The sequence below is a fragment of the Hyphomicrobium sp. ghe19 genome, from assembly GCF_902712875.1.
Classification (GTDB): Bacteria; Pseudomonadota; Alphaproteobacteria; order Rhizobiales; family Hyphomicrobiaceae; genus Hyphomicrobium_B.
Genome location: NZ_LR743509.1, coordinates 361,539 through 381,831, shown reverse-complemented (window position 1 = coordinate 381,831; position 20,293 = coordinate 361,539). Strand labels below are relative to the sequence as shown.

The 20,293-nt window shown below is 61.2% G+C and carries 17 protein-coding genes; 4 read left to right on the top strand and 13 right to left on the bottom strand.

Going from position 1 to position 20,293, the window contains the following annotated elements:
- Positions 1–18 precede the first annotated feature (18 nt).
- The 4 genes from AACL53_RS01760 (at position 19) to trxA (ending at position 7,898) form a co-directional block, all read left to right on the top strand.
- Positions 19–759 (top strand): nucleotidyltransferase family protein, encoded by a 741-nt coding sequence (locus AACL53_RS01760; protein ID WP_339081854.1) that lies wholly within the window; start codon positions 19–21, stop codon positions 757–759.
- Positions 759–3,887: a double-strand break repair protein AddB gene (gene addB, locus AACL53_RS01755; protein WP_339081852.1), complete on the top strand. Its 3,129-nt coding sequence runs from the start codon at positions 759–761 to the stop codon at positions 3,885–3,887. The genes AACL53_RS01760 and addB overlap by 1 nt, the downstream gene beginning before the upstream one ends.
- A complete protein-coding gene (addA, locus tag AACL53_RS01750; protein WP_339081850.1) occupies positions 3,884–7,468 on the top strand; it encodes a double-strand break repair helicase AddA in 3,585 nt (1,194 codons plus the stop codon). Before addB ends, addA begins: the two co-directional genes overlap by 4 nt.
- 97 nt (positions 7,469–7,565) lie before the next feature.
- Positions 7,566–7,898 (top strand): thioredoxin, encoded by a 333-nt coding sequence (trxA, locus tag AACL53_RS01745; RefSeq protein ID WP_092863464.1) that lies wholly within the window; start codon positions 7,566–7,568, stop codon positions 7,896–7,898.
- Positions 7,899–7,990: 92 nt separating this feature from the next.
- Here the strand turns inward: trxA and AACL53_RS01740 are convergent, their stop codons facing one another.
- The 13 genes from AACL53_RS01740 to rpsA all read right to left on the bottom strand — a co-directional run bounded on the left by AACL53_RS01740 (position 7,991) and on the right by rpsA (position 20,185).
- Entirely contained in the window at positions 7,991–8,590 is a 600-nt protein-coding gene (locus AACL53_RS01740; protein WP_339081847.1) for a cysteine hydrolase family protein, read from the bottom strand.
- Positions 8,591–8,626: 36 nt separating this feature from the next.
- Complete coding sequence (locus AACL53_RS01735; protein ID WP_339081845.1) at positions 8,627–9,022, bottom strand: DUF779 domain-containing protein; 396 nt, start codon at positions 9,020–9,022, stop codon at positions 8,627–8,629.
- 77 nt (positions 9,023–9,099) lie between these two features.
- Positions 9,100–10,620, bottom strand: a complete 1,521-nt coding sequence (gene adh, locus AACL53_RS01730; RefSeq protein WP_339081843.1) for an aldehyde dehydrogenase — start codon at positions 10,618–10,620, stop codon at positions 9,100–9,102.
- Between the two features lie 248 nt (positions 10,621–10,868).
- A complete protein-coding gene (locus AACL53_RS01725; RefSeq protein WP_339081841.1) occupies positions 10,869–12,218 on the bottom strand; it encodes a folylpolyglutamate synthase/dihydrofolate synthase family protein in 1,350 nt (449 codons plus the stop codon).
- 23 nt (positions 12,219–12,241) lie between these two features.
- The gene (accD, locus tag AACL53_RS01720; protein ID WP_339081839.1) at positions 12,242–13,327 is read right to left on the bottom strand and encodes an acetyl-CoA carboxylase, carboxyltransferase subunit beta; all 1,086 of its coding nucleotides are present in this window, start codon (positions 13,325–13,327) and stop codon (positions 12,242–12,244) included.
- A 176-nt stretch (positions 13,328–13,503) separates the two neighbouring features.
- Positions 13,504–14,334 carry a tryptophan synthase subunit alpha gene (gene trpA, locus AACL53_RS01715; RefSeq protein ID WP_339081837.1) on the bottom strand — a complete coding sequence of 277 codons (831 nt, stop codon included), beginning with the start codon at positions 14,332–14,334 and terminating at the stop codon, positions 13,504–13,506.
- A gap of 1 nt (position 14,335) precedes the next feature.
- Positions 14,336–15,577: a tryptophan synthase subunit beta gene (gene trpB, locus AACL53_RS01710; protein ID WP_339081835.1), complete on the bottom strand. Its 1,242-nt coding sequence runs from the start codon at positions 15,575–15,577 to the stop codon at positions 14,336–14,338.
- 44 nt (positions 15,578–15,621) lie between these two features.
- The gene (locus tag AACL53_RS01705) at positions 15,622–16,272 is read right to left on the bottom strand and encodes a phosphoribosylanthranilate isomerase (protein ID WP_339081833.1); all 651 of its coding nucleotides are present in this window, start codon (positions 16,270–16,272) and stop codon (positions 15,622–15,624) included.
- A gap of 13 nt (positions 16,273–16,285) precedes the next feature.
- Positions 16,286–16,525 (bottom strand): hypothetical protein, encoded by a 240-nt coding sequence (locus tag AACL53_RS01700; RefSeq protein ID WP_339081831.1) that lies wholly within the window; start codon positions 16,523–16,525, stop codon positions 16,286–16,288.
- A gap of 17 nt (positions 16,526–16,542) precedes the next feature.
- A complete protein-coding gene (locus AACL53_RS01695; protein ID WP_339081829.1) occupies positions 16,543–16,893 on the bottom strand; it encodes a LapA family protein in 351 nt (116 codons plus the stop codon).
- A gap of 49 nt (positions 16,894–16,942) precedes the next feature.
- Positions 16,943–17,239 (bottom strand): integration host factor subunit beta, encoded by a 297-nt coding sequence (gene ihfB, locus AACL53_RS01690; RefSeq protein ID WP_092863431.1) that lies wholly within the window; start codon positions 17,237–17,239, stop codon positions 16,943–16,945.
- Between the two features lie 32 nt (positions 17,240–17,271).
- Positions 17,272–18,237 (bottom strand): signal peptide peptidase SppA, encoded by a 966-nt coding sequence (gene sppA / locus AACL53_RS01685; protein ID WP_339081825.1) that lies wholly within the window; start codon positions 18,235–18,237, stop codon positions 17,272–17,274.
- Between the two features lie 226 nt (positions 18,238–18,463).
- Positions 18,464–20,185 (bottom strand): 30S ribosomal protein S1, encoded by a 1,722-nt coding sequence (rpsA, locus tag AACL53_RS01680; RefSeq protein ID WP_339081823.1) that lies wholly within the window; start codon positions 20,183–20,185, stop codon positions 18,464–18,466.
- Positions 20,186–20,293: the final 108 nt, after the last annotated feature.

Here is a 20,293-nt window from a genome sequence, read left to right as displayed (position 1 = left end):
ATTTCGGAGACGCTTCACATGACGTCCGCCACGCGCCCCACCAGCGCATTCGTACTGGCAGCCGGCAAAGGCGAGCGCATGCGTCCGCTGACCAATACCCTGCCGAAGCCGCTCGTGCCGCTCGACGGCAAGCCACTGATCGATCACGTGCTCGATCGTCTAGCCGCCGCAGGCATCAAGCGTGCCGTGGTCAACGTTCACTACCTCGCTGACAAAATCGAAAAGCATCTGGCACACCGCTCCGCTCCGAAAATCACCATTTCCGACGAGCGCGACAAACTTCTCGACACGGGTGGCGGGGCGTTGCGTGCGCTGCCGAAGCTCGGCGACGAACCATTCGTCATCCATAATTCCGATTCAGTTTGGATCGAAGGGCTGGGCTCCAATCTCGATCGCCTGCTGAGCGGTTTCGATGCAAACCTCATGGACAGCCTCATGCTCGTCGCGCCTCTCGCCGCAAGCATCGGCTACGACGGTCCCGGTGATTTCCAGATGGACTCGACGGGCCACCTGACGCGTCAGACCGGGCCACGCCTTGCGCCGTTCGTCTTCGCCGGAGTTTCAATCGCCCATCCGCGTCTGTTCGAAAACGCGCCGAGCGGACCGTTCTCGTTGAACAAACTGTGGGATCGCGCCATCGACAAGGGCCGGCTTTATGGTCTCCGTCTCGAAGGCATTTGGATGCACGTTGGCACCCCTGATGCGCTAGCGGAAGCGGAAGCCGCACTCAGAGCACCGCTGACGACGAGTTCCGACTGATGTCGGCAAACGTCTTCACATTGCCGCTCGGAGTGCCGTTTCTCGAAGCGCTCGCACGCGCGATCCTGAACGGCGATCTTCCGGCCGCCGGTGGCACGCCGCCCGGCATTCTGACGCTTCCGAAAATTACGCTACTGCTGCCGACACGCCGCGCGGCACGCGTCGCGCGCGAAGCTTTCCTGGCCGTCGCGAACACGCGTGCGCTGATCATGCCGCGCATCCAGCCGATCTCGGAAGGCGAAGGCGACCTCTCACTGATCACGAGCATTGCGGAACTAGGTCCATCCGGCGCGGAAGCGCTGGAGCAACCGCCCGCGATCAATGCACTCGACCGGATGCTGACCCTGATGCAGCTCGTCGCGCGGTGGCGCCAATCGATGGCGGAAGCCGCCTCGCAATCGGGAAACACCACCCTCGGATCGACGCCGGCACAAGCAGCCCAGCTCGCCGCCGAACTCGGCAAGCTGATGGACGACATCGAACGCGAGAACGTCTCGCTGTCGGGCATCCAATCGCTCGTTCCCGAAGCCTACTCCGAGCATTGGAAAAAGACGGTCGACTTCCTGAAGATCGTCACCGAGTACTGGCCGCTCCATCTCGAGGCGCACGGCCTGACGTCGCCCGAAGCCCGCCGCAACGCACTGATCCTCGCCGAAGCCGACCGCATCGCGAAGCTGAAACCCGACGAGGTCGTCATCGTCGCGGGCGTCACGGGCTCCATCCCTTCAACGGTGACGTTGATGCGCGCCGTAGCCGCCCACCCCTCGGGCGCCATCGTCCTTCCCGCTCTCGATCAAACGCTCGACGAGGAAAGCTGGAACCAGATCGTGCCGCTCCACCCGGAGCACCCGCAGTTCGGCTTGCGGAAGCTGCTCGACGGCCTCGGCATTTCGAGAAGTGACGTGAAGACATTGCCCGGCGTCAACGTCGACGCGGCCCGCACCGCGCGCTCAGCGTTTTTCAGCGAGGCGATGCGGCCTTCCGCGACGACCGCGCGCTGGCACGAATTCGCGGCCAAAGCCGACCGCGACGAACTTGAGGCCGCGCTTTCCGGCGTATCCTTGATCGAAGCACCGTCCGCGCAGGACGAAGCCGAAACCGTTGCATTGATCCTGCGCGAAGCCATCGAAACGCCGGGTCGAACCGCCGCGCTCGTTTCGCCGGACCGATTGCTCGCGCGGCGCGTCGCGATCCGTCTCGAAGCCTGGGGCATCCGCGTTGACGACAGCGCCGGACGGCCGTTCGCGAAAACCGTTCCGGGCGCGTTTCTCGCCCTCGTCATCAACGCAGTCGTCAGCGATTTCGCACCGGCCGAGACGATGGCGCTGCTGCGCCACCCGCTGTGCCGCGCCGGCATGAAAACCTTCGATATTCGCCGCTTTGCGCGCGCGCTCGAAATCAGCGCCTTCCGCACGGCATACCTCGGCCGCGGCGTGGAAGGGATTCTCGCCGCCCTCGACACGGCCGAGCGCGACGACGGCGAAAAGAAATTCATGCATGTCGCTGCGCGGCGCCTATGGGCCGAAGACCGCGAAGGTTCGCGCCTGCTCGTGACGAAGGTTGCAGAGGCTTTCAAACCGCTGACCGATCTCTACGCCGATCAAAGCCCGCACACGCTCGCCGATTTCGCCCGTGCCCATGCCGAGAGCGCCGAAGCTCTCGCCGCACTTCCCGAAGATGAAGCGTCTACGTCCAACGGGCAAAACCCGCTTTGGCAGGGTGAAGCCGGCAAAGTCGCCAGCCACTTCTTCATGGAGCTTCTGAAGCCCGAAACACCCGACGTCGAAATACGCGCCACCGATTACGCCGATCTCTACGCGACGCTGCTCGCCAAGGAAAACGTCCGCGAGCGCACCGCCGTGCATCCGCGCATTGCGATCTGGGGTCCCTTCGAAGCGCGCCTGCAGCAACCCGACGTGCTGATCATCGGCTCGTTGAATGAAGGCACCTGGCCTGAAGCCGCAGAGCCCGGCGCTTGGCTCAACCGGCCGATGCGCAGCGAGCTGGGGCTCCCCTCACCGGAGGAAGAAACCGGCCGCGCCGCCCACGACTTCGTCTCGCTTCTCGGCGCCGAGACGGTTTATTTGACACGTGCCGAAAAGGTCGGCGGCGTTCCGACGGTCCCATCCCGCTGGCTCATGCGCACGACGGCGCTGCTTAAAGGCATGGAGCTTTTGCCCGCTCTCGATGCGGACAAACCTTGGCTGGCTTGGGCGCGATCCAGAGACTTTATCGACAAGAAAAATGAGATTCGTGTCGAGGCGCCGGAGCCAAGGCCGCCCGTCGATGCACGCCCGCGAAAATTGAGCGTGACCGAGATCGAGCGTTGGACGAGCAATCCCTACGCGATCTTCGCACGCCACGTCCTGAAGCTCGATCCATTGCCGGAGCTGGGTGCCGCACCCGACGCGAGCCTCCGCGGCGGACTGGTGCACAGTGTCATGTCGCAATTTGCGACCGAGTACCCGAGCGCGCTGCCCGCTGATCCGCGTGCGGAACTCGAACGCATCGCCACCGTCGTCCTCGAAACCTACACGGGCCATCCCCGCGTCGCGGCCTTCTGGCTGCCACGCCTTAAACGTTTCCTCGCATGGTTCGCGATGACGGAGGCGGCGCGACGCGACGGCGTCCAGGCGATCATCGCCGAAACTTCGGGAAGGCTCGTACTCGACTCCGGCGGCAGGCCATTCACACTGACGGCGCGCGCCGATCGCATCGACGACAAGGGCGCGGCGATTGTCATTACCGACTACAAAACGGGAGCCGCGCCGAGCGACACAGCCGTCAAGGCAGGACGCTCACCGCAGCTGCCACTCGAAGCCGCAATCGCACTCGGCGAAGTCGGATTTCCGCACCTCAGCGGACATACCGTCGAAGCGTTGCGCTACATCCGCGCTTCCGGCGCCGAGCCGCCCGGCGAAGAGCGGACGATCAAATGCGACGACGTCGCAGCACTCGCCGCCGAAGCACGCGCGGGACTTGAACAGCTCATTACCGCGTTCGATCGCGTGGAAACGCCCTACCGCGCCATCCGGCGGCCCGGCTATCGTTACGATTTCGATGCGTACGCGCATCTCGCGCGCGTTGCCGAATGGTCGGCACACGTCGACGAGGAGGCAGCGTCTTGAACCTCGAAATCAAGAAGACCTCGCCTGAAGACATCCGCCGCTTCACCGATCAGGCACAGAGCGACGCTTCCGCCCCGCAAAATTCCGCCTGGGTCAACGCCAACGCCGGAACCGGCAAGACACACGTTTTGACGTTGCGCGTATTGCGCCTGTTGCTCGCCGGAACGCGCCCCGAGCGCATCCTCTGCCTCACCTTTACGAAGGCGGCCGCAGCCGAAATGTCGAAACGCGTTTTCGACCGTCTCGCCGGCTGGGTGACAGCCGACGACGAAACGCTGCACAAAGACCTTTCCAAGATCGTCGGCCTGCCCGCCTCCGTCGACTTGATGCAACGCGCCCGAACGCTCTTCGCGCTCGCTATCGAAACGCCCGGCGGCCTCAAGGTGCAAACGATCCACGCCTTCGCCGAGCGGCTCTTGCAGCGCTTCCCCCTGGAAGCAGGCGTGCCGCCTGATTTCAAGATCCTAGACGACCAGGCCGCACGCGAACTCAAGGCCGACGCGATCGAGGCGACATTGACCGAGGCAACCGGCGCACCGAATGCGTCGCTTGGCAAGGCACTCGATTTCGTCATTCGCTACGCCGCCGACGCGCATTTCGATCAGCTTATTTCCAAGGCGGTCGAGGAGCGCAAATGGCTCGAAGCTACCGCCCACGTCGAACCCGGCAGGATCGAAGACGGGCTCGCGGCGATGGATGCTCATCTTCGCAAAGAACTTAACGTGCGTGCCTCCGTCGCAGTCGCTGATCTTCATACCGAATGCGCGAACGTTCTCTCGAAGGAAGACATCCGCGAACTCTCGGAGCTGCTGGCAACCGGCGGCAAAACGGATGCCGGCCATAGCGCAAAATTAATCGGGATGATGGCGCACGCCGAGCCCCAGCGCCGCGCGCATGCTCTCGGCGATTACTTCCTCGTCGACAGCGGAGAAGCGCTCCGAAAGAGCCTGATGACGAAGGCACTTTCCCAGGCAAAACCGGGCTTGCATGATCGCTGCCAGCAGGCGCAGCAGAATTTCTTCAAACTTTCTCAGGAATTGAAAGCGCTGACGCTGATCGACGCGTCGCTCGCCCTTTATCAGCTCGCCGGCTCCGTGCTGAGGCGCTACGCGGCTGCGCGAAATTCTGCCGGCGCGCTCGATTTCGACGATCTCATTCTGAAAACCCGCGAACTTCTGACGAGCGAAAAAGGCCAGGCGCAGTGGGTTCTTTTCAAGCTCGACGGCGGCCTCGATCATATTCTCGTCGACGAAGCGCAGGACACGAGCCCCGAGCAGTGGGAGATCATTTCCGCGCTCGCGCACGAGTTCTTCGCCGACATGGGTGCCGGTGCAGTGACGCGCACCGTATTTGCCGTCGGCGACGAAAAGCAGTCGATCTATTCGTTCCAAGGCGCCGCACCGAAGATGTTCGCCGAAATGGGCCAGCGTTTCGCGGCGCTCGCCACCGGCGCCAATCTCGCGTGGAGACGCGTGCCGCTTACGCTGTCTTTCCGTACCGTCGCGCCCGTTTTGGCCGCAGTCGATCGCGTGTTTGCCGATCCGGCCCGCACGCCCGGATTGACCGCCGACAATGGCAGCATCGACCACGTCGCCAACCGAATCGGGCACGCGGGCCTGGTCGAGATATGGCCGACCGAGATGCCCGACGAAACGGTCGTCGCCGATCCGTGGAACCCTCTTTCCGATACGAACGAGCGTTCGCCCGCTAACCGGCTCGCGGATCGCATCGCGGATACGATCAAGAACTGGATCGACGGGGCCGAACGATTGCCTTCCGAGAACCGCCCCATTCGCGCCGGCGATATCTTGATCCTCGTGCGGAAGCGAAACCCGTTCGCGGTGCCCATGGTCGCGGCACTGAAGCGGCGTGGCATCCCCGTCGCAGGTTCAGACCGCGTCAGGCTGACGGATCAGATCGCAGTTCAGGACCTGATCGTCCTCGGCGACTTCTTGACCTTGCCTGAAGACGATCTGGCGTTGGCGACCGTTTTGAAGGGTCCCCTCTTCAACCTCAACGACGACCATCTTCTCGAAATCGCGCATGGCCGCAAACGGACGCTGTGGTCCGCTCTGCTCGAAAGCGCCGATACGAATTCCGCATTCACGGACGCAGCCGAAACGCTGAAACGCTGGCGCGACAAGGCAGACTTCATCCCGCCGTTCGAGTTCTTCTCTCGCGTTCTCGATCGCGATGGCGGCCGCGAGAAAATGCTGAACCGGCTCGGACCCGAAGCCGCCGATGTCATCGACGAATTCCTCGATCTCGCGCTCTCCTTCGACGAAAGCAATCCACCGTCGCTTACGCAATTTCTAGCGAAGCTCCGCGACGCGAACCCCGAGGTGAAGCGCGACATGGAGCACGGCCGTGACGAAGTTCGCGTCATGACCGTGCACGGCGCAAAAGGCCTCGAGGCACCGATCGTCTTTCTTCCCGACACCTGCACCACGTCGTCTGGTGACGACGCATCTTCGCGTCTCGTGAAACTTGCTGCACATTCGCTTGCAGAGGAATCCTCCGAAGCAATCGTCTGGTGCGTCAAGGGTACAAACCGCGTTCCGGCTGTTGAAGGGGCGCGCAGAGAAAAGGAACAGGCCGACACGGAAGAGCGAAATCGGCTCCTCTACGTCGCCATGACGCGAGCCAGGGACAGGCTCTACATCGCGGGCTTCGAAACCAAGCGCGGCCGCGCCGATGGCTGCTGGTATGACGTGGCGTCTGCTGCGTTGATCCCGGCCATGGAGGAAATCGATCTCGGCGACGGCCGGAAAATTTGGCGCATGGAATGGCCGCAAATAGCGGAGCCTGAAAAGCCGAAGCACGAAAAGCGAGCCGAACAGAGCGCGTTTGCCCGGCCCGGCTTCGCAACGCGCCGTGCGCCAGCCGAACCGAAACTTTCCGTGCCGCTCGCGCCGTCGCGTCTCGAACCTTATGCACCCGATGCCGAGGGCGAGCCGCGCGTTCCCGCCAAGCAGGACGCCGCAGCGACGAACGACACGCCCTCGCCACTCAGTGCCGGCGGCGCCAATCGGTTCTTACGCGGAACGATCACGCACGCGCTCCTTCAGCATCTGCCATCGATTGCTGTTGACCGGCGTGAGATGATCGCGACCGCCTTCGTCGACAAACGCGGCGCGGCTCTTCCCGCAAGAGTGCGTGCGAGCATCGTCAAAGAAACGCTCGCGATTTTAGAGCACCCGAGTTTCGCCGCGATCTTCGGAGCCGACAGTGTTGCGGAGGCGCCGATCGCCGCCGTCATACCGCGGCCGAACGGTAAGGGACCGTCCCTCGATCTATCGGGGCAAATCGATCGCTTGGCGCTGACCGAAGGCGAAGTGTTCGTCGTCGATTACAAGACCAATCGCCCGCCGCCCGCCGACGTGCGCCAGGTTGCAGACGCCTATCTTTATCAGCTTGCGGCATATCGGCTGGCTCTTCGAGAAATCTATCCCGGCCGGATCGTGCGAGCCGCGCTGCTCTGGACGGACGGCCCCCGACTCATGGAAATTCCGGGCGACCTCCTCGATCTTTATACGGTCCGTCTTTGGGACCTCGATTGGGGGAGCCTTGACGCTTCCTGACCTAATCCCTACTTCATGGATCAGTTTTCTTTTGCCCGCCGACGGGCGGCAAGTCGGCATCGGCCGATAGAACGGGCCCGAAAATGGAGCATAATCAATGTCTAACGCAGTGACAGACGCCAGCTTCGAAGAGGAAGTTCTGAAGTCTAGCGAACCGGTTCTCGTCGATTTCCACGCGACGTGGTGCGGACCGTGCAAAGCCATGGCGCCGGCACTCGATCAGGTCGCCAAGGAGATGACTGGCAAAGTGAAAGTCGTGAAAATCGACGTTGACGAGAACCCGCAGGTCACCGGTCATTACGGTATACGCGCTATGCCGACTCTGCTGATCTTCAAGGGTGGCAAGGTCGCCGCCCAGCACACCGGCGCGATCGTGCAGAAGAAAAAGCTCGAAGACTGGATCACGTCGAGCGTCGCCGCTGCCGTTTAAGGCGCGTCATTCACGCACGACATCTGGAATTGAAAAACCCCGCTGAATGCGGGGTTTTTTATCTTTGGAATTTTCTTGCGGGACCGGCCCGATCAGTCCGTGATCTTGTCCGCGGCCGGCACGACGACGGCAAATATATCATTGAGCCCCACGAGGCTGGCTTCGTGAAGCTCCTTCGCCGAAATAACGCCGCCGGAAGGATTGGGAAGCGAGCGGGTCGCCGTCGCATTGCCGACCACTGTAGCGCGATAGCCGTGATTGAAAGCGGCCCGCGCCGTCGAATTCACGCACACGTGCGTCATGAACCCGGCGATGGTCAATTCCTCGACGCCATAGCCTTTCAGAAGCTCATCAAGGTTCGTCTTCTCGAACGAACTCGGATAGTTCTTCACGACGACTGGCTCTCCCGCTTTGGGGCTCACCACGTCTGCGATGGCGCCGATCGGAGCGTTCACGTCGTAAGGCGTTCCGGCCCCGGCATCGTGCTGGATGTGAATGACTGGCCGCCCTGCATCGCGGTAACGCTTTAAGAGACCCTGACATTCAACGAGCGCGGGCTCGACGCCCTCGAGCTGCATCACACCTTCGCGATACGTATTCTGGCAATCGATAAGGATCAGCGCAGAGTTGGCGATGCGCGCAGGCGTATAGCCAAGCCCTGTGATATCGCGCAGTGTCCGTGAAACCGTCATCGGTTATTCTCCCGAATTTTGAATTTTTTGAAACGCCTAGAGAGGCGGATGCTCGACGCCGCTCGGCGGCGGACCCAAAGCATCGAGTTCGTCATTTTCAGCATCCGAATAAATGCGCGACCGCGTCAGGAAGCGAACACCCTCCGGGCTTTCGACCGAGAAGCCCGATCCGCGTCCCGGCACGACATCGATGATGAGATGCGTGTGCTGCCAGTATTCGAATTGCGAGCGGCCCATGTAGAACGGCTGGCCGCCGATCTCGCCCATGTAGACGTCTTGAGCGCCAACCTTGAACTCGGCACGGGGGTAGCACATGGGCGCGCTGCCATCGCAGCAACCGCCCGATTGATGAAAGAGCAGCGGTCCGTGGATACCCTCGAGCTTCTTGAGAAGCGTCAGAGTATCGGGCGTCGCCGTCACGCGATTGACCATCGTGCACTCTCCCTCTTGTGAAAAAGGGCATGCACCGGGACCGGCACATGCCCTTCGATCTTACGCGAAGCCCGGCATCAGAAGAAGCCGAGAGCCTTCGGGCTGTAGCTGACGAGCATGTTCTTCGTCTGCTGGTAATGGTCGAGCATCATCTTGTGCGTCTCGCGGCCGATGCCCGACTGCTTGTAGCCGCCGAACGCAGCGTGCGCCGGGTATGCGTGGTAGCAGTTGGTCCAAACGCGACCAGCCTTGATCGCACGGCCCATCCGATAAGCCCGCGTTCCGTTACGCGTCCACACACCCGAGCCAAGGCCATAAAGCGTGTCGTTGGCGATCGAGAGCGCTTCCTCGTCGTCTTCGAAGGTCGTGACGGACACGACCGGCCCGAAGATCTCTTCCTGGAACACGCGCATCTTGTTGTGGCCTTCGAGCACGGTCGGCTCGACGTAATAGCCGCTCGCAAGCTCGCCACTGAGATTGGCGCGACGGCCGCCCGTCAGAACGCGCGCGCCTTCGCCCTTGCCGATCTCGATGTAGCTCAGAATCTTCTCGAGCTGATCGTTGGAAGCCTGCGCGCCGATCATCGTCGAGGCATCCATCGGATGACCCTGCTTGATCTTCACCACGCGCTCCAAAGCCCGCTCCATGAACTTCTCATAGATCGAACGCTGAATGAGCGCACGGCTTGGGCACGTGCAAACTTCGCCCTGGTTCAACGCGAACATCGTGAACCCTTCGAGGCACTTGTCGAAGTACTCGTCGTCGGCTTCCATGACGTCGGCGAAGAAGATGTTCGGCGACTTGCCGCCGAGTTCCAGCGTGCACGGAATGATGTTTTCCGACGCATACTGCATGATCAAGCGGCCCGTCGTGGTCTCGCCCGTGAATGCGATCTTGGCGATGCGCTTGTTCTGGGCAAGCGGCTTGCCGGCCTCGATGCCGAAACCGTTGACGACGTTCAAGACGCCTTCAGGAAGGATGTCGGCGATCAGATCCATGAGAACCATGATCGACATCGGCGTCTGCTCGGCAGGCTTCAGCACGACGCAGTTACCGGCAGCAAGCGCCGGCGCGAGCTTCCAGACCGCCATCAGCAGCGGGAAGTTCCACGGAATGATCTGGCCGACCACACCGAGCGGCTCGTGGAAGTGGTAGGCGACCGTGTCGTGATCGATCTCAGCGATCGAGCCTTCCTGCGCGCGAACGCAGCCGGCGAAATAACGGAAATGATCGATGGCCAAGGGAAGATCGGCGTGCGTTGTCTCGCGGATCGGCTTGCCGTTGTCGATCGTCTCGACGAGCGCGAGGATGTCGAGATTTTCTTCCATCCGGTCGGCGATTTTCGACAGCACGCGGGCGCGCGTGGCGGGAGACGAATTTCCCCAAGCGTCTTTTGCTTTATGTGCCGCGTCGAGCGCGAGTTCGATGTCTTCTGCAGTCGAACGGGCGACCTCGCACACCTGCTGTCCGGTGATCGGCGTGACGTTGGAGAAGTACTGGCCGCGGACAGGAGCGACCCACTTGCCGCCGATGAAATTGTCATAGCGCGGCTTGATGATCTGCCGCCCTTTCAACTTGTCCATTGCTACATGCTGCATCGTGCATCTCCTCCGAATGACGCCTGAACGGCGGTCTTGTTGGTGTTGGAGTTCTCTAGAGTTGCTCTGTTACGCTTTGGTCCCGGAAGCCTCGACTTCTCAGTTGGCAGATCAGCTATGCTTCGTCATTGGCCGTGGCCGGCATTGTCCCGCCAACCTAGCGATTTTTGTGACCTTTTCGTACTGTAAATATCGAATGCGGGCGAAGCACTTTGACCTTGCGCAACGAACCTGCTGCCTTGCCGACTTTATTCATGGCCTTTGTGCAATAAAAGTACATATCCTGCAAGATAGAGCGATCCGCATATCAATACGCGCTTCGGCCCCTTCGAAAGCCCAGCAATTGTTTCGAGCGCATCAATCACGTTTTTGCGATCAGCCGCCTGCATGCCGGCCCCGCGCGCAACCTCGGCAAGGTTCTCTTCGCTATGCGGCGCCTCGTTAGCTCCGGGGATCGGAACTGTATAGATGGCCCGCACAAGCCCTCGGAACGGCGCAAGAAAACCAAGCGCATCCTTCTGGCCCATCATTCCGACAATCAGATAGACGGGCTTCGGCGACTTCTCATCGAGCATTGCCAGCGTATCGGCGAGCATATCTCCGGCGGCGGGATTATGACCGCCGTCGAGCCATAGCTCCGTCTCGTCACCAAGAATGTCGGCCAGCGGCCCTGACGTCAGGCGCTGCATCCGCGCCGGCCACTCGACGGAACGAAGTCCCGCTTCGAGGGCGCTTTCGTCGATCGCGAGAGAGGGTATTCTTTCGCCGAGCGTCAGCGCCGCCGCCACGGCGGTTCCAGCGTTGATGATCTGATGCCGCCCGATGAGCGCCGGCAAAGGCAAGTCGAGCAGTCGATCGTTCTGCTGCACGATAAGACGGCCTGTCTGCTCGTAAGCGTCGTAATCGCGACCCCAGACGGTCAGCGACGTTTTTACAGCCCGCGCGCGCGATTCAAGGACCGCGAGAACGTCATCCGTTTGCTGCGAGATGATCCCAGGAACGCCGCGCTTCAGAATGCCGGACTTTTCGAAAGCGATCTTGGCGAGCGTCGGACCGAGCTTCTCGGCGTGGTCCATCGAGATCGGCGTGATGACCGTGAGCGCGGGTTCAGTAATGACGTTCGTCGCGTCGAGCCGGCCGCCAAGCCCGACTTCGAGCAGGAGAACATCGGCCGGCCGTTCCGAGAACGCGAGAAACGCCGCCGCTGTCGTGATCTCGAACTGCGTGATGTCCTCGCCGTCGTTCACTGCTTGGACGCGCGTCAGAACATCGACGAGCAGGTCCTCGTCGATCGGATGCGATTTGCCGTCATCTCCGGCAAGCGAAATTCGCTCGTGAAATCGCACGAGATGCGGCGAGGTATAGACGTGCACGCGCTTTCCGGCGGCTTCAGCAAAAGCGCGAAGATACGCCGTAACCGAACCCTTGCCGTTGGTGCCCGCGATGTGGACCACCGGCGGAAGTTTTTTTTCGGGATGGCCGAGCTTTGCAAGCAGCCGCTCTACGCGGCCGAGCGAAAGATCGATCAGCTTCGGATGCAAGAGCATCATGTCGGCCAGTAAAGCGTCGCTTGTGGGCCGTGTCGTCGACGAGGTCATGCCCCGTATACCTTCGAGAAGAGCTAGGCGCCGCGAGGCGCATCTTTGGGATTTGCCGATGTTGACGATCCCGCCTCATCGCGCTTCGGCTTGTCGCCCTTGCCCGGCTCGAAGCGTTGGCTGTTTGGCACAGCCTCCGGTTCGACGACGCCGCTCTCCCGCGCGGCCGTCTCGATGACTTTGCTATCGACTGGAGCGCCGTTGACGTACGGCTTGCCATTCATCTTGCGTGTGTCTTTCGCCTTCGTCGCCTGCACCCCGCTCATCAGGAGCTTGCAGACGCGCGCGAGCGTCTCCCGCATCTGATGACGATGCACGACCATATCGATCATGCCGTGCGAAAGCAGATATTCCGCACGCTGGAAGCCGTCCGGCAACTGCTCGCGGATCGTCTGCTGGATGACGCGTGGACCCGCGAAGCAAATAAGTGCGCCGGGCTCCGCGATATGGATATCTCCGAGCATCGCGTAGGAAGCGGTCACGCCTCCCGTCGTCGGATCCGTCAGAACGACGATGTAGGGAAGCCGCGCGTCTCTCAGACGTTGCACGGCAATCGTCGTGCGCGGCATTTGCATGAGGGAAAGGATGCCCTCCTGCATGCGCGCACCACCCGAAGCCGCGAATAGAATAAACGGCGTTCTGAGATCGAGCGCGCGCTGCATGCCGGCGATGATCGCCTCACCGGCGGCCATGCCGAGCGAACCGGCCATGAAGCGGAAGTCCTGAGCCGCAGCGACGACCGGCAAACCTTCGAGTTCGCCTTCGCCGACGAGAACGGCATCATCGAGCTTCGTCGCAGCCTTCGCGTCTTTCAGACGATCGGAATATTTGCGCCCATCACGAAACTTCAACGGATCTTGCTGCACGGTCGGCACTGGGACGGTGCGATACTCTCCGCCATCGAACGTATGCTGCAGGCGCTGCTGCGAACCCATGCGCATGTGATAGTTCGAGCCGGGCACGACGAACTCGTTGGCCTCGAGGTCTTTGTAAAAGACCATCTGACCTGAATCCGGGCACTTCACCCACAGGTTATCCGGAACGTCGCGCTTCGCCGTCGATAAGAGCCCACTGATCTTTGGGCGGACGACGTTGTTAATCCAATTCACGTGTTCTTGGCTCCTTGTAAGCCGCAGCAGGTGCCTATCGCTTGAACGTGCGGGCACAATGGCAAGCTCCTCGCAGTCCGCCATTTTTTAGCGCCTCTCGAGGGACCGGCGCCAGGACAATGCCCAAAATGGGGGTGCAGAAGGCCCTCTCCAATAGAACTTATCCAAGGAAAGCGCTAGTCGGCCGATAGCGCCAGGCTCAATTCCTTGACGAGTTCCGACACGCCCTTTCGCGTGCCTTCCGTGGCCTCGCCCTTCGCTCCAAGAGATTTTTCTATAACAGAAACAATGGCTGAGCCGACGACCACGCCATCAGCCCCCTTCGAGATCGCCTTGGCCTGCGCACCGGATCGGACGCCGAAGCCCACGACAACCGGTAGCGGGGTTTCGGCCTTGATCGCCTTCACCTGGCTGTGGACATCGTTAACGACGGGCGCGGCGGCGCCGGTGATGCCCGTGATCGAAACATAGTAAACGAAACCGGACGTATTCTTCAAAACTGTCGCCAAACGCGCCTTGTCCGTCGTGGGCGTTGCGAGCCTGATGAAATTCAGCCCGGCCGTGAGTGCCGGAAGGCACAGCTCGTCGTCGGCCTCAGGCGGCACGTCGACGACAATGAGTCCATCGACGCCTGCGGCCTTCGCATCCTTGATGAAGCGCTCGTTGCCATAGACGTAGATCGGATTGTAGTAGCCCATCAGCACGATCGGCGTCGTGTTGTCGTGCGCGCGAAAATCGCGAACCATCTGCAGCGTTTTGATCATGTTCTGACCAGCCTTCAGCGCCCGCTGCGACGAGGCCTGAATTGCCGGACCGTCCGCCATCGGATCGGAGAACGGCATGCCGAGCTCAATGATATCGGCACCGGCTTTGGCGAGATCGCCGAGAATCTGCGCGCTCGTTTCCGGATCAGGGTCGCCCGCAGTGACGAACGTGATGAGCGCCGGCCGGTTTTCTTTTTTCAGTGCTTCGAACCGGGCATCGATGCGCGTGACGTGCTTGGTCATCTTAGATCTTCATCCCAAGATGTTTGGCGACCGTGAAGAGATCCTTGTCGCCACGACCGGATAGATTCACGACCAGCAGATTGTCCTTCGGAAGTTTCGGCGCGAGCCGCATGACGTGTGCGAGCGCGTGGCTGGGTTCGAGCGCCGGGATGATGCCCTCGAGACGCGTGCAGAACTGCAAAGCCGCGAGCGCTTCCTTATCCGTCACGGCCACATACGTAACGCGGCCGATATCCTTGAGCCACGAGTGTTCCGGCCCGACGCCCGGATAATCGAGGCCAGCGGAAATCGAATGACCTTCGAGGATCTGCCCGTCGCTGTCCTGCAGGAGATACGTACGGTTTCCGTGCAGCACACCAGGCGAACCGCCCGTCATCGAAGCCGCATGGCCGTTCTCGACATCGAGCCCGTGGCCGCCCGCCTCGACGCCGTAGATCGCAACATCCTTGTCATCCAGAAACGGATGGAAAATGCCGATAGCGTTCGAGCCGCCGCCGATGCAGGCAATGATCGTATCCGGCAACCGGCCTTCGGCTTCCAGCATCTGCGAACGCGTCTCGTGCCCAATGATCGCCTGGAAGTCGCGGACCATGGCCGGATAGGGATGCGGACCAGCCGCCGTGCCGATGAGATAGTAGGTGTCGCGAACGTTGGTGACCCAATCGCGCAGCGCTTCGTTCATCGCGTCTTTCAACGTGCCCGCGCCCGACGTCACGGGATTGAGCTTCGCTCCGAGCAAATGCATCCGCGCAACGTTCGGCGCTTGCCGCTCGACGTCGGTCGCGCCCATGTAGATCTCGCACGGCATGCCGTACTTGGCACAGACCGTCGCAACGGCAACGCCGTGTTGACCGGCCCCGGTCTCCGCGATGATCCGCTTCTTCCCCATCCGCCGCGCGAGCAGGATCTGACCGAGACAGTTATTGATCTTGTGCGAGCCCGTGTGATTGAGCTCTTCGCGCTTGAAGTAGATTTTCGCGCCACCGAGTTCCGCCGTCATACGCTCCGCATGATAGAGCGGGCTCGGCCGGCCGGCGTAATGGAGGTTCAGAAAATCGAGTTCGCGCTGGAATTCGGGATCGGCTTTTGCGGCCTCGTAAGCGCGCTCGAGTTCCAGGATCAGCGGCATCAACGTTTCGGCGACGAAACGGCCGCCGAATATGCCGAAAAATCCCCTGTCGTCGGGACCGGTGGCGTAGCTGTTGAGCGCTGCCTCCGCGGTCTTCTTCGATTTCGTCGCCATGAAAGCCTCGCTTGTCTTCCTGGCCCATCAGGAAGATGAAATTATCACGTCTGCTTAGCTGTCTTTACGGCCAGAAGAAAGCGACGGATCTGCTCAAGGTCCTTGATGCCCGGCGAACTTTCGACGCCCGACGACACATCGACGGCGATCGGCCTCGTTAACGCGATCGCGTCGGCGACGTTGTCGGGACTGAGACCACCCGAAAGCATGAACGGCAGAGCTTCGGAAACACCATCGAGGGCGTGCCAGTCGAACGTTCGCCCGTTGCCGCCAGGAAGCAACGAGCCCGGAGGCGCCTTCGCGTCGAAGAGGATGAGATCCGCAGCACCCGCGTAGCTGCGCGCGCGCTCCGCGTCTCCAGCAGTCGCGATGGCAATCGCTTTGATAACCTCGCGGCCGAATTGCTTCTTGATGGCGGCGACGCGTTCCGGCGTTTCCTTGCCGTGCAATTGCAGGATGTCGGGACCGACGTCATCGAAGATCTCTTGCAGCGTGTCGTCATCCGCATCGACCGTTAACGCGACGATCTTGGCCCTGCCGCGTGCCAGCTCAGCCAGTCCCTTGGCTCGAGAGATATCGAGATGGCGCGGGCTCTTCGCATAAAAGACAAGACCGATGTAGTCGGCGCCGCCGGAGATGGCCGCTTCCAACGCTTCAGGCGTCGTGATCCCGCAAATTTTGGCTGTGGTGACCATCAAACTTCGTGCGTTACTCCGCGGGCGCACCCGCGAGCCGGCGCTTTTGCCAGCGCTTCAGAGCAATAAAAGTCCAAATGCCTTCGACCAGACCGAAGGGCCAGGCGCCCTGCAGAAATCCATAGACCGATCCCATCGCGCAAGCGACGGAAAATCCGAGGATGCACCAAGGGCTGCTGTCCTCGAATGCATAGAACAACAGCATCAGGCTGACGGACACGAGTCCGAAAAGCGTCAGCGCATCGAATGACATTTAGGATCTCGCTTCGGTCAACGGCCGGAGATGGCCAGTCGCTGATCTGCCGGGTCGGCTGCTGCTTCGCGTTCGCGCGCGAGGCGATCGGCTTCTGCTTGCCAGCGCGCTGCGCGCCGGCCTTGCGAACGCGCCGTCTGGCGCCATCGGCTCTGCCCCATCCACGTCGCAATGCCGCCAAGGATGACGCCGACGACGAGAGCCACCATGAGATAAATGTAAAACGGCAGCTCTATGGAAAGCGCCGGTGTTTCCGGACGGAAGGGATCGAGGATCAGATCCACTGGCTGCCGGTTGGAAACCGCAATCGCGACAAGGATGATGCCGATCGGAAAGCCGATTAGCAGCGCGAGAATACGCCTGAACATGATCTTTCCTCACTTGGCGTGCGCGCACCGAACCGCAGCGACCGTATTGTCAGTGTTTGCTGCCGTTAAGCTTATTCAACCGGTCGCGAAGTTCCTTGCCGGTTTTGAAGAACGGCACGAACTTCTCGGCAACGGCGACCGTGGTTCCCGTGCGCGGATTTCTTCCCTGTCGTGATGCACGATGCTTGACCGTGAACGCACCGAAACCGCGAAGCTCCACGCGATCACCTCGCGATAAAGCATCGACAATTTCATCGAAAATTACGTTGACGATGCGTTCGACATCCCGATGGTAAAGATGCGGATTGGCAGTGGCAATCCGTTGCACCAGCTCCGATTTGATCACGTTTCGCTCCCAGCTTCGGCGACCATTTCTTCTTATTTTTCAGAAGGGTGCCAAACTGAGAGAAGACCGTCAAGTCCGAGCGTGGAAATCATCCGATCACGAAGTAAAAAATTTACGGCGTCCCCTGCTGCCGGTCCGAGCAACCAGCCCGCAATGCCGGCCGACATGCCGGCAAAGCCATAAGCGCTGCTGTTTCCGGGCTTCCAGTCGGTAACTTTCGCCGTTTGGGGAACGCTTTTCACGTCCTTGAGCCATTTGACCGCTTCATCTTCGCCGCCAAGTTGATCGATCAACTTTGCATCGAGCGCCTCGCGGCCCGAGTAGATTCGGCCCTCCAGAAGCCCCGGAATATTGGCTGCTTTGACACCCCGGCGGGTCTCGACCAAGCCGATAAACCATTTGAAGCCATCGGCCACCATGCCCTCGGCGACCTTCCGGCTGGCATCGTCGAGCGGCTCGAACGGTGAGGGTGAAGCCTTGAGCGGGCCACTCTTAACCTCGTTCATTTTGACGCCGATCTTGTCCAGCAGTTGGACGACTTCAGGCCATTGCACGATGACGCCGACCGAGCCGGTGATCGTATTGCCGCGAGCCACGATATGATCCGTGGCAAGACCGGCAATGTAGGCAGCCGACGCCGCCACGGTGCCGAATTGAGCGACGACAGGCTTCTTTTTGGCAAGCGTACGGATGCCCTCGAAGAGCGCCTCGCCCCCCGTTGTCGTGCCGCCGGGACTGTTGATGAACAGCAGAACGCCGGAGACACTGCTGTCGTCGCCGATGTCCTTCAGCATTTTGAGCTGATCGCGATCTTCCGTAATGGTGCCTTCGATTGTCACGCGGGCGATCTGCTTTTCGCCGGTCAGCGACGCAAGCTTGTCGCCGCCGAATGCCAGCGCGCCGACCGCGAGAAGGAGGCCGGCGAGCCCGGCGGCGCGCCAAATCGATACCGACCGGCGAAGCCGCCTGCGATCGAGAACCGTTTCCGTTTCAAGCATTGGGGGTGGTGCCCTTTCCGTCATCTCGCGGCAAGTCGAGCGGGAGGCCCGTCGGCGCGGATCGTTCTGGCCGCGAACGTAGGCAAGGTTGCGGCCGCGAGCAACGGGGAAGCCCGCGACGTCTCGCCCAAAAGTTAAGGCGCGCAGCAGAGTTTGCCGCGCGCCTCCAAATTCTTAACTCCGACCGGGGCCGACCAAAGGCCGAGCCCAAGTCTGGCCGAGCCGATTACTCGGCGTCTTCGGCGCCTTCGCGCTTCTTGATGGCGGCCTTGAAGATGTCGCCCAGCGAAGCGCCCGAGTCGGTCGAACCGTACTGAGCAACCGCCTGCTTTTCTTCCGCCAGCTCGAGCGCCTTGATCGAAACCGCGATACGGCGCGCTGCCTTGTCGACCGAGAGGACGGCCGCGTCGACCTTGTCGCCGACGTTGAAGCGTTCCGGACGCTGCTCCGAGCGATCACGCGAGAGATCGGCGCGCTTGATGAATGACGTCAACTCGCTGTCTGCGATCCTGACTTCGATACCAGCGTCGCTGACCGATGTGACCGTGCCGGTGACGGCATCGCCCTTCTTGTACTTCGCCATGGCGTCTGCCGGATCGCCCGACAGCTGCTTGACGCCGAGCGAAATGCGCTCCTTCGAGCCGTCGACATCGAGAACGATGGCTTTGACGTTGTCGCCCTTCTTGTAGTCCTTGATGACCTCGTCGCCGGCCTTCTGCCAGTCGAGATCGGAGAGGTGGACCATACCGTCGATGCCGTTGTCGAGACCGATGAACAGACCGAACTCGGTGATGTTGCGGATCGGACCTTCGACGACCGAGCCCTTCGGGTGCTGCGTCAGGAACGCATCCCACGGGTTCTCCTGCGTCTGCTTCAGGCCGAGCGAGATACGGCGCTTCTGCGGATCGACTTCGAGAACCTGAACTTCGACCTGCTGGCTCGTCGAGACGATCTTGCCAGGGTGCGTGTTCTTCTTCGTCCAGCTCATTTCCGAAACGTGGATCAGGCCTTCGACGCCCGGCTCCAGTTCAACGAACGCACCGTAATCGGCAATGTTCGTCACGGTGCCCTTGACGCGAGCGCCGACCGGATACTTGGCTTCGATCGCCGACCACGGGTCGGACTGAAGCTGCTTCATACCGAGCGAAATACGCTGCGTTTCCGGGTTGATGCGGATGATCTGCACCTTCACCGTATCGCCGACGTTGAGGATTTCGGACGGATGGTTGACGCGGCGCCATGCCATGTCGGTGACGTGGAGAAGGCCGTCGATGCCGCCGAGATCGATGAACGCGCCGTAATCGGTGATGTTCTTGACGAGACCGTCGATGATCTGGCCTTCGGCGAGACGAGCGACGATTTCCGTCCTCTGCTCGGCGCGGCTTTCTTCGAGAACCGAGCGGCGCGAAACGACGATGTTGCCGCGACGGCGATCCATCTTCAGGATCTGGAAGGGCTGCTGCTGATGCATCAGCGGTCCGATATCGCGAACGGGGCGAATATCGACCTGGCTGCCCGGAAGGAACGCAACGGCGCCGTCGAGATCGACCGTGAAGCCGCCCTTGACCTTGTTGAAGATGACGCCCGTAACCTTCTCGCCCTTTTCATAGAGGCGCTCGAGGCGGGTCCAGCTTTCTTCGCGGCGAGCCTTGTCGCGCGAAAGAACCGCTTCACCGAGCGCGTTCTCGACGCGCTCCAGGTAGACTTCAACAGTATCGCCGACTTTGAGGTCGCCCGGCTTCCCGCCGACGCCGAACTCCTTCATCGCGACGCGGCCTTCCATCTTCAGGCCAACGTCGATGATCGCCATGTCTTTTTCGATGCCGACGATCTTGCCCTTTACGACGGAACCTTCGAACAGGTCGTCCTTGGCAAGGCTCTCGGCGAGAAGCGCGGCAAAATCTTCGCGCGAGGGATTAAAATCTTTATTGGCAACTTCAGCGGACATTCGTTCTCCTTGATAACGACGTGTTGCCCGGCTCGGCGGCCGGGCGAGTTTGGGTTGATATTTGAAGCGCCAATAGGCAGACCCGCGCGAACGCGATGCCTGGCTTGA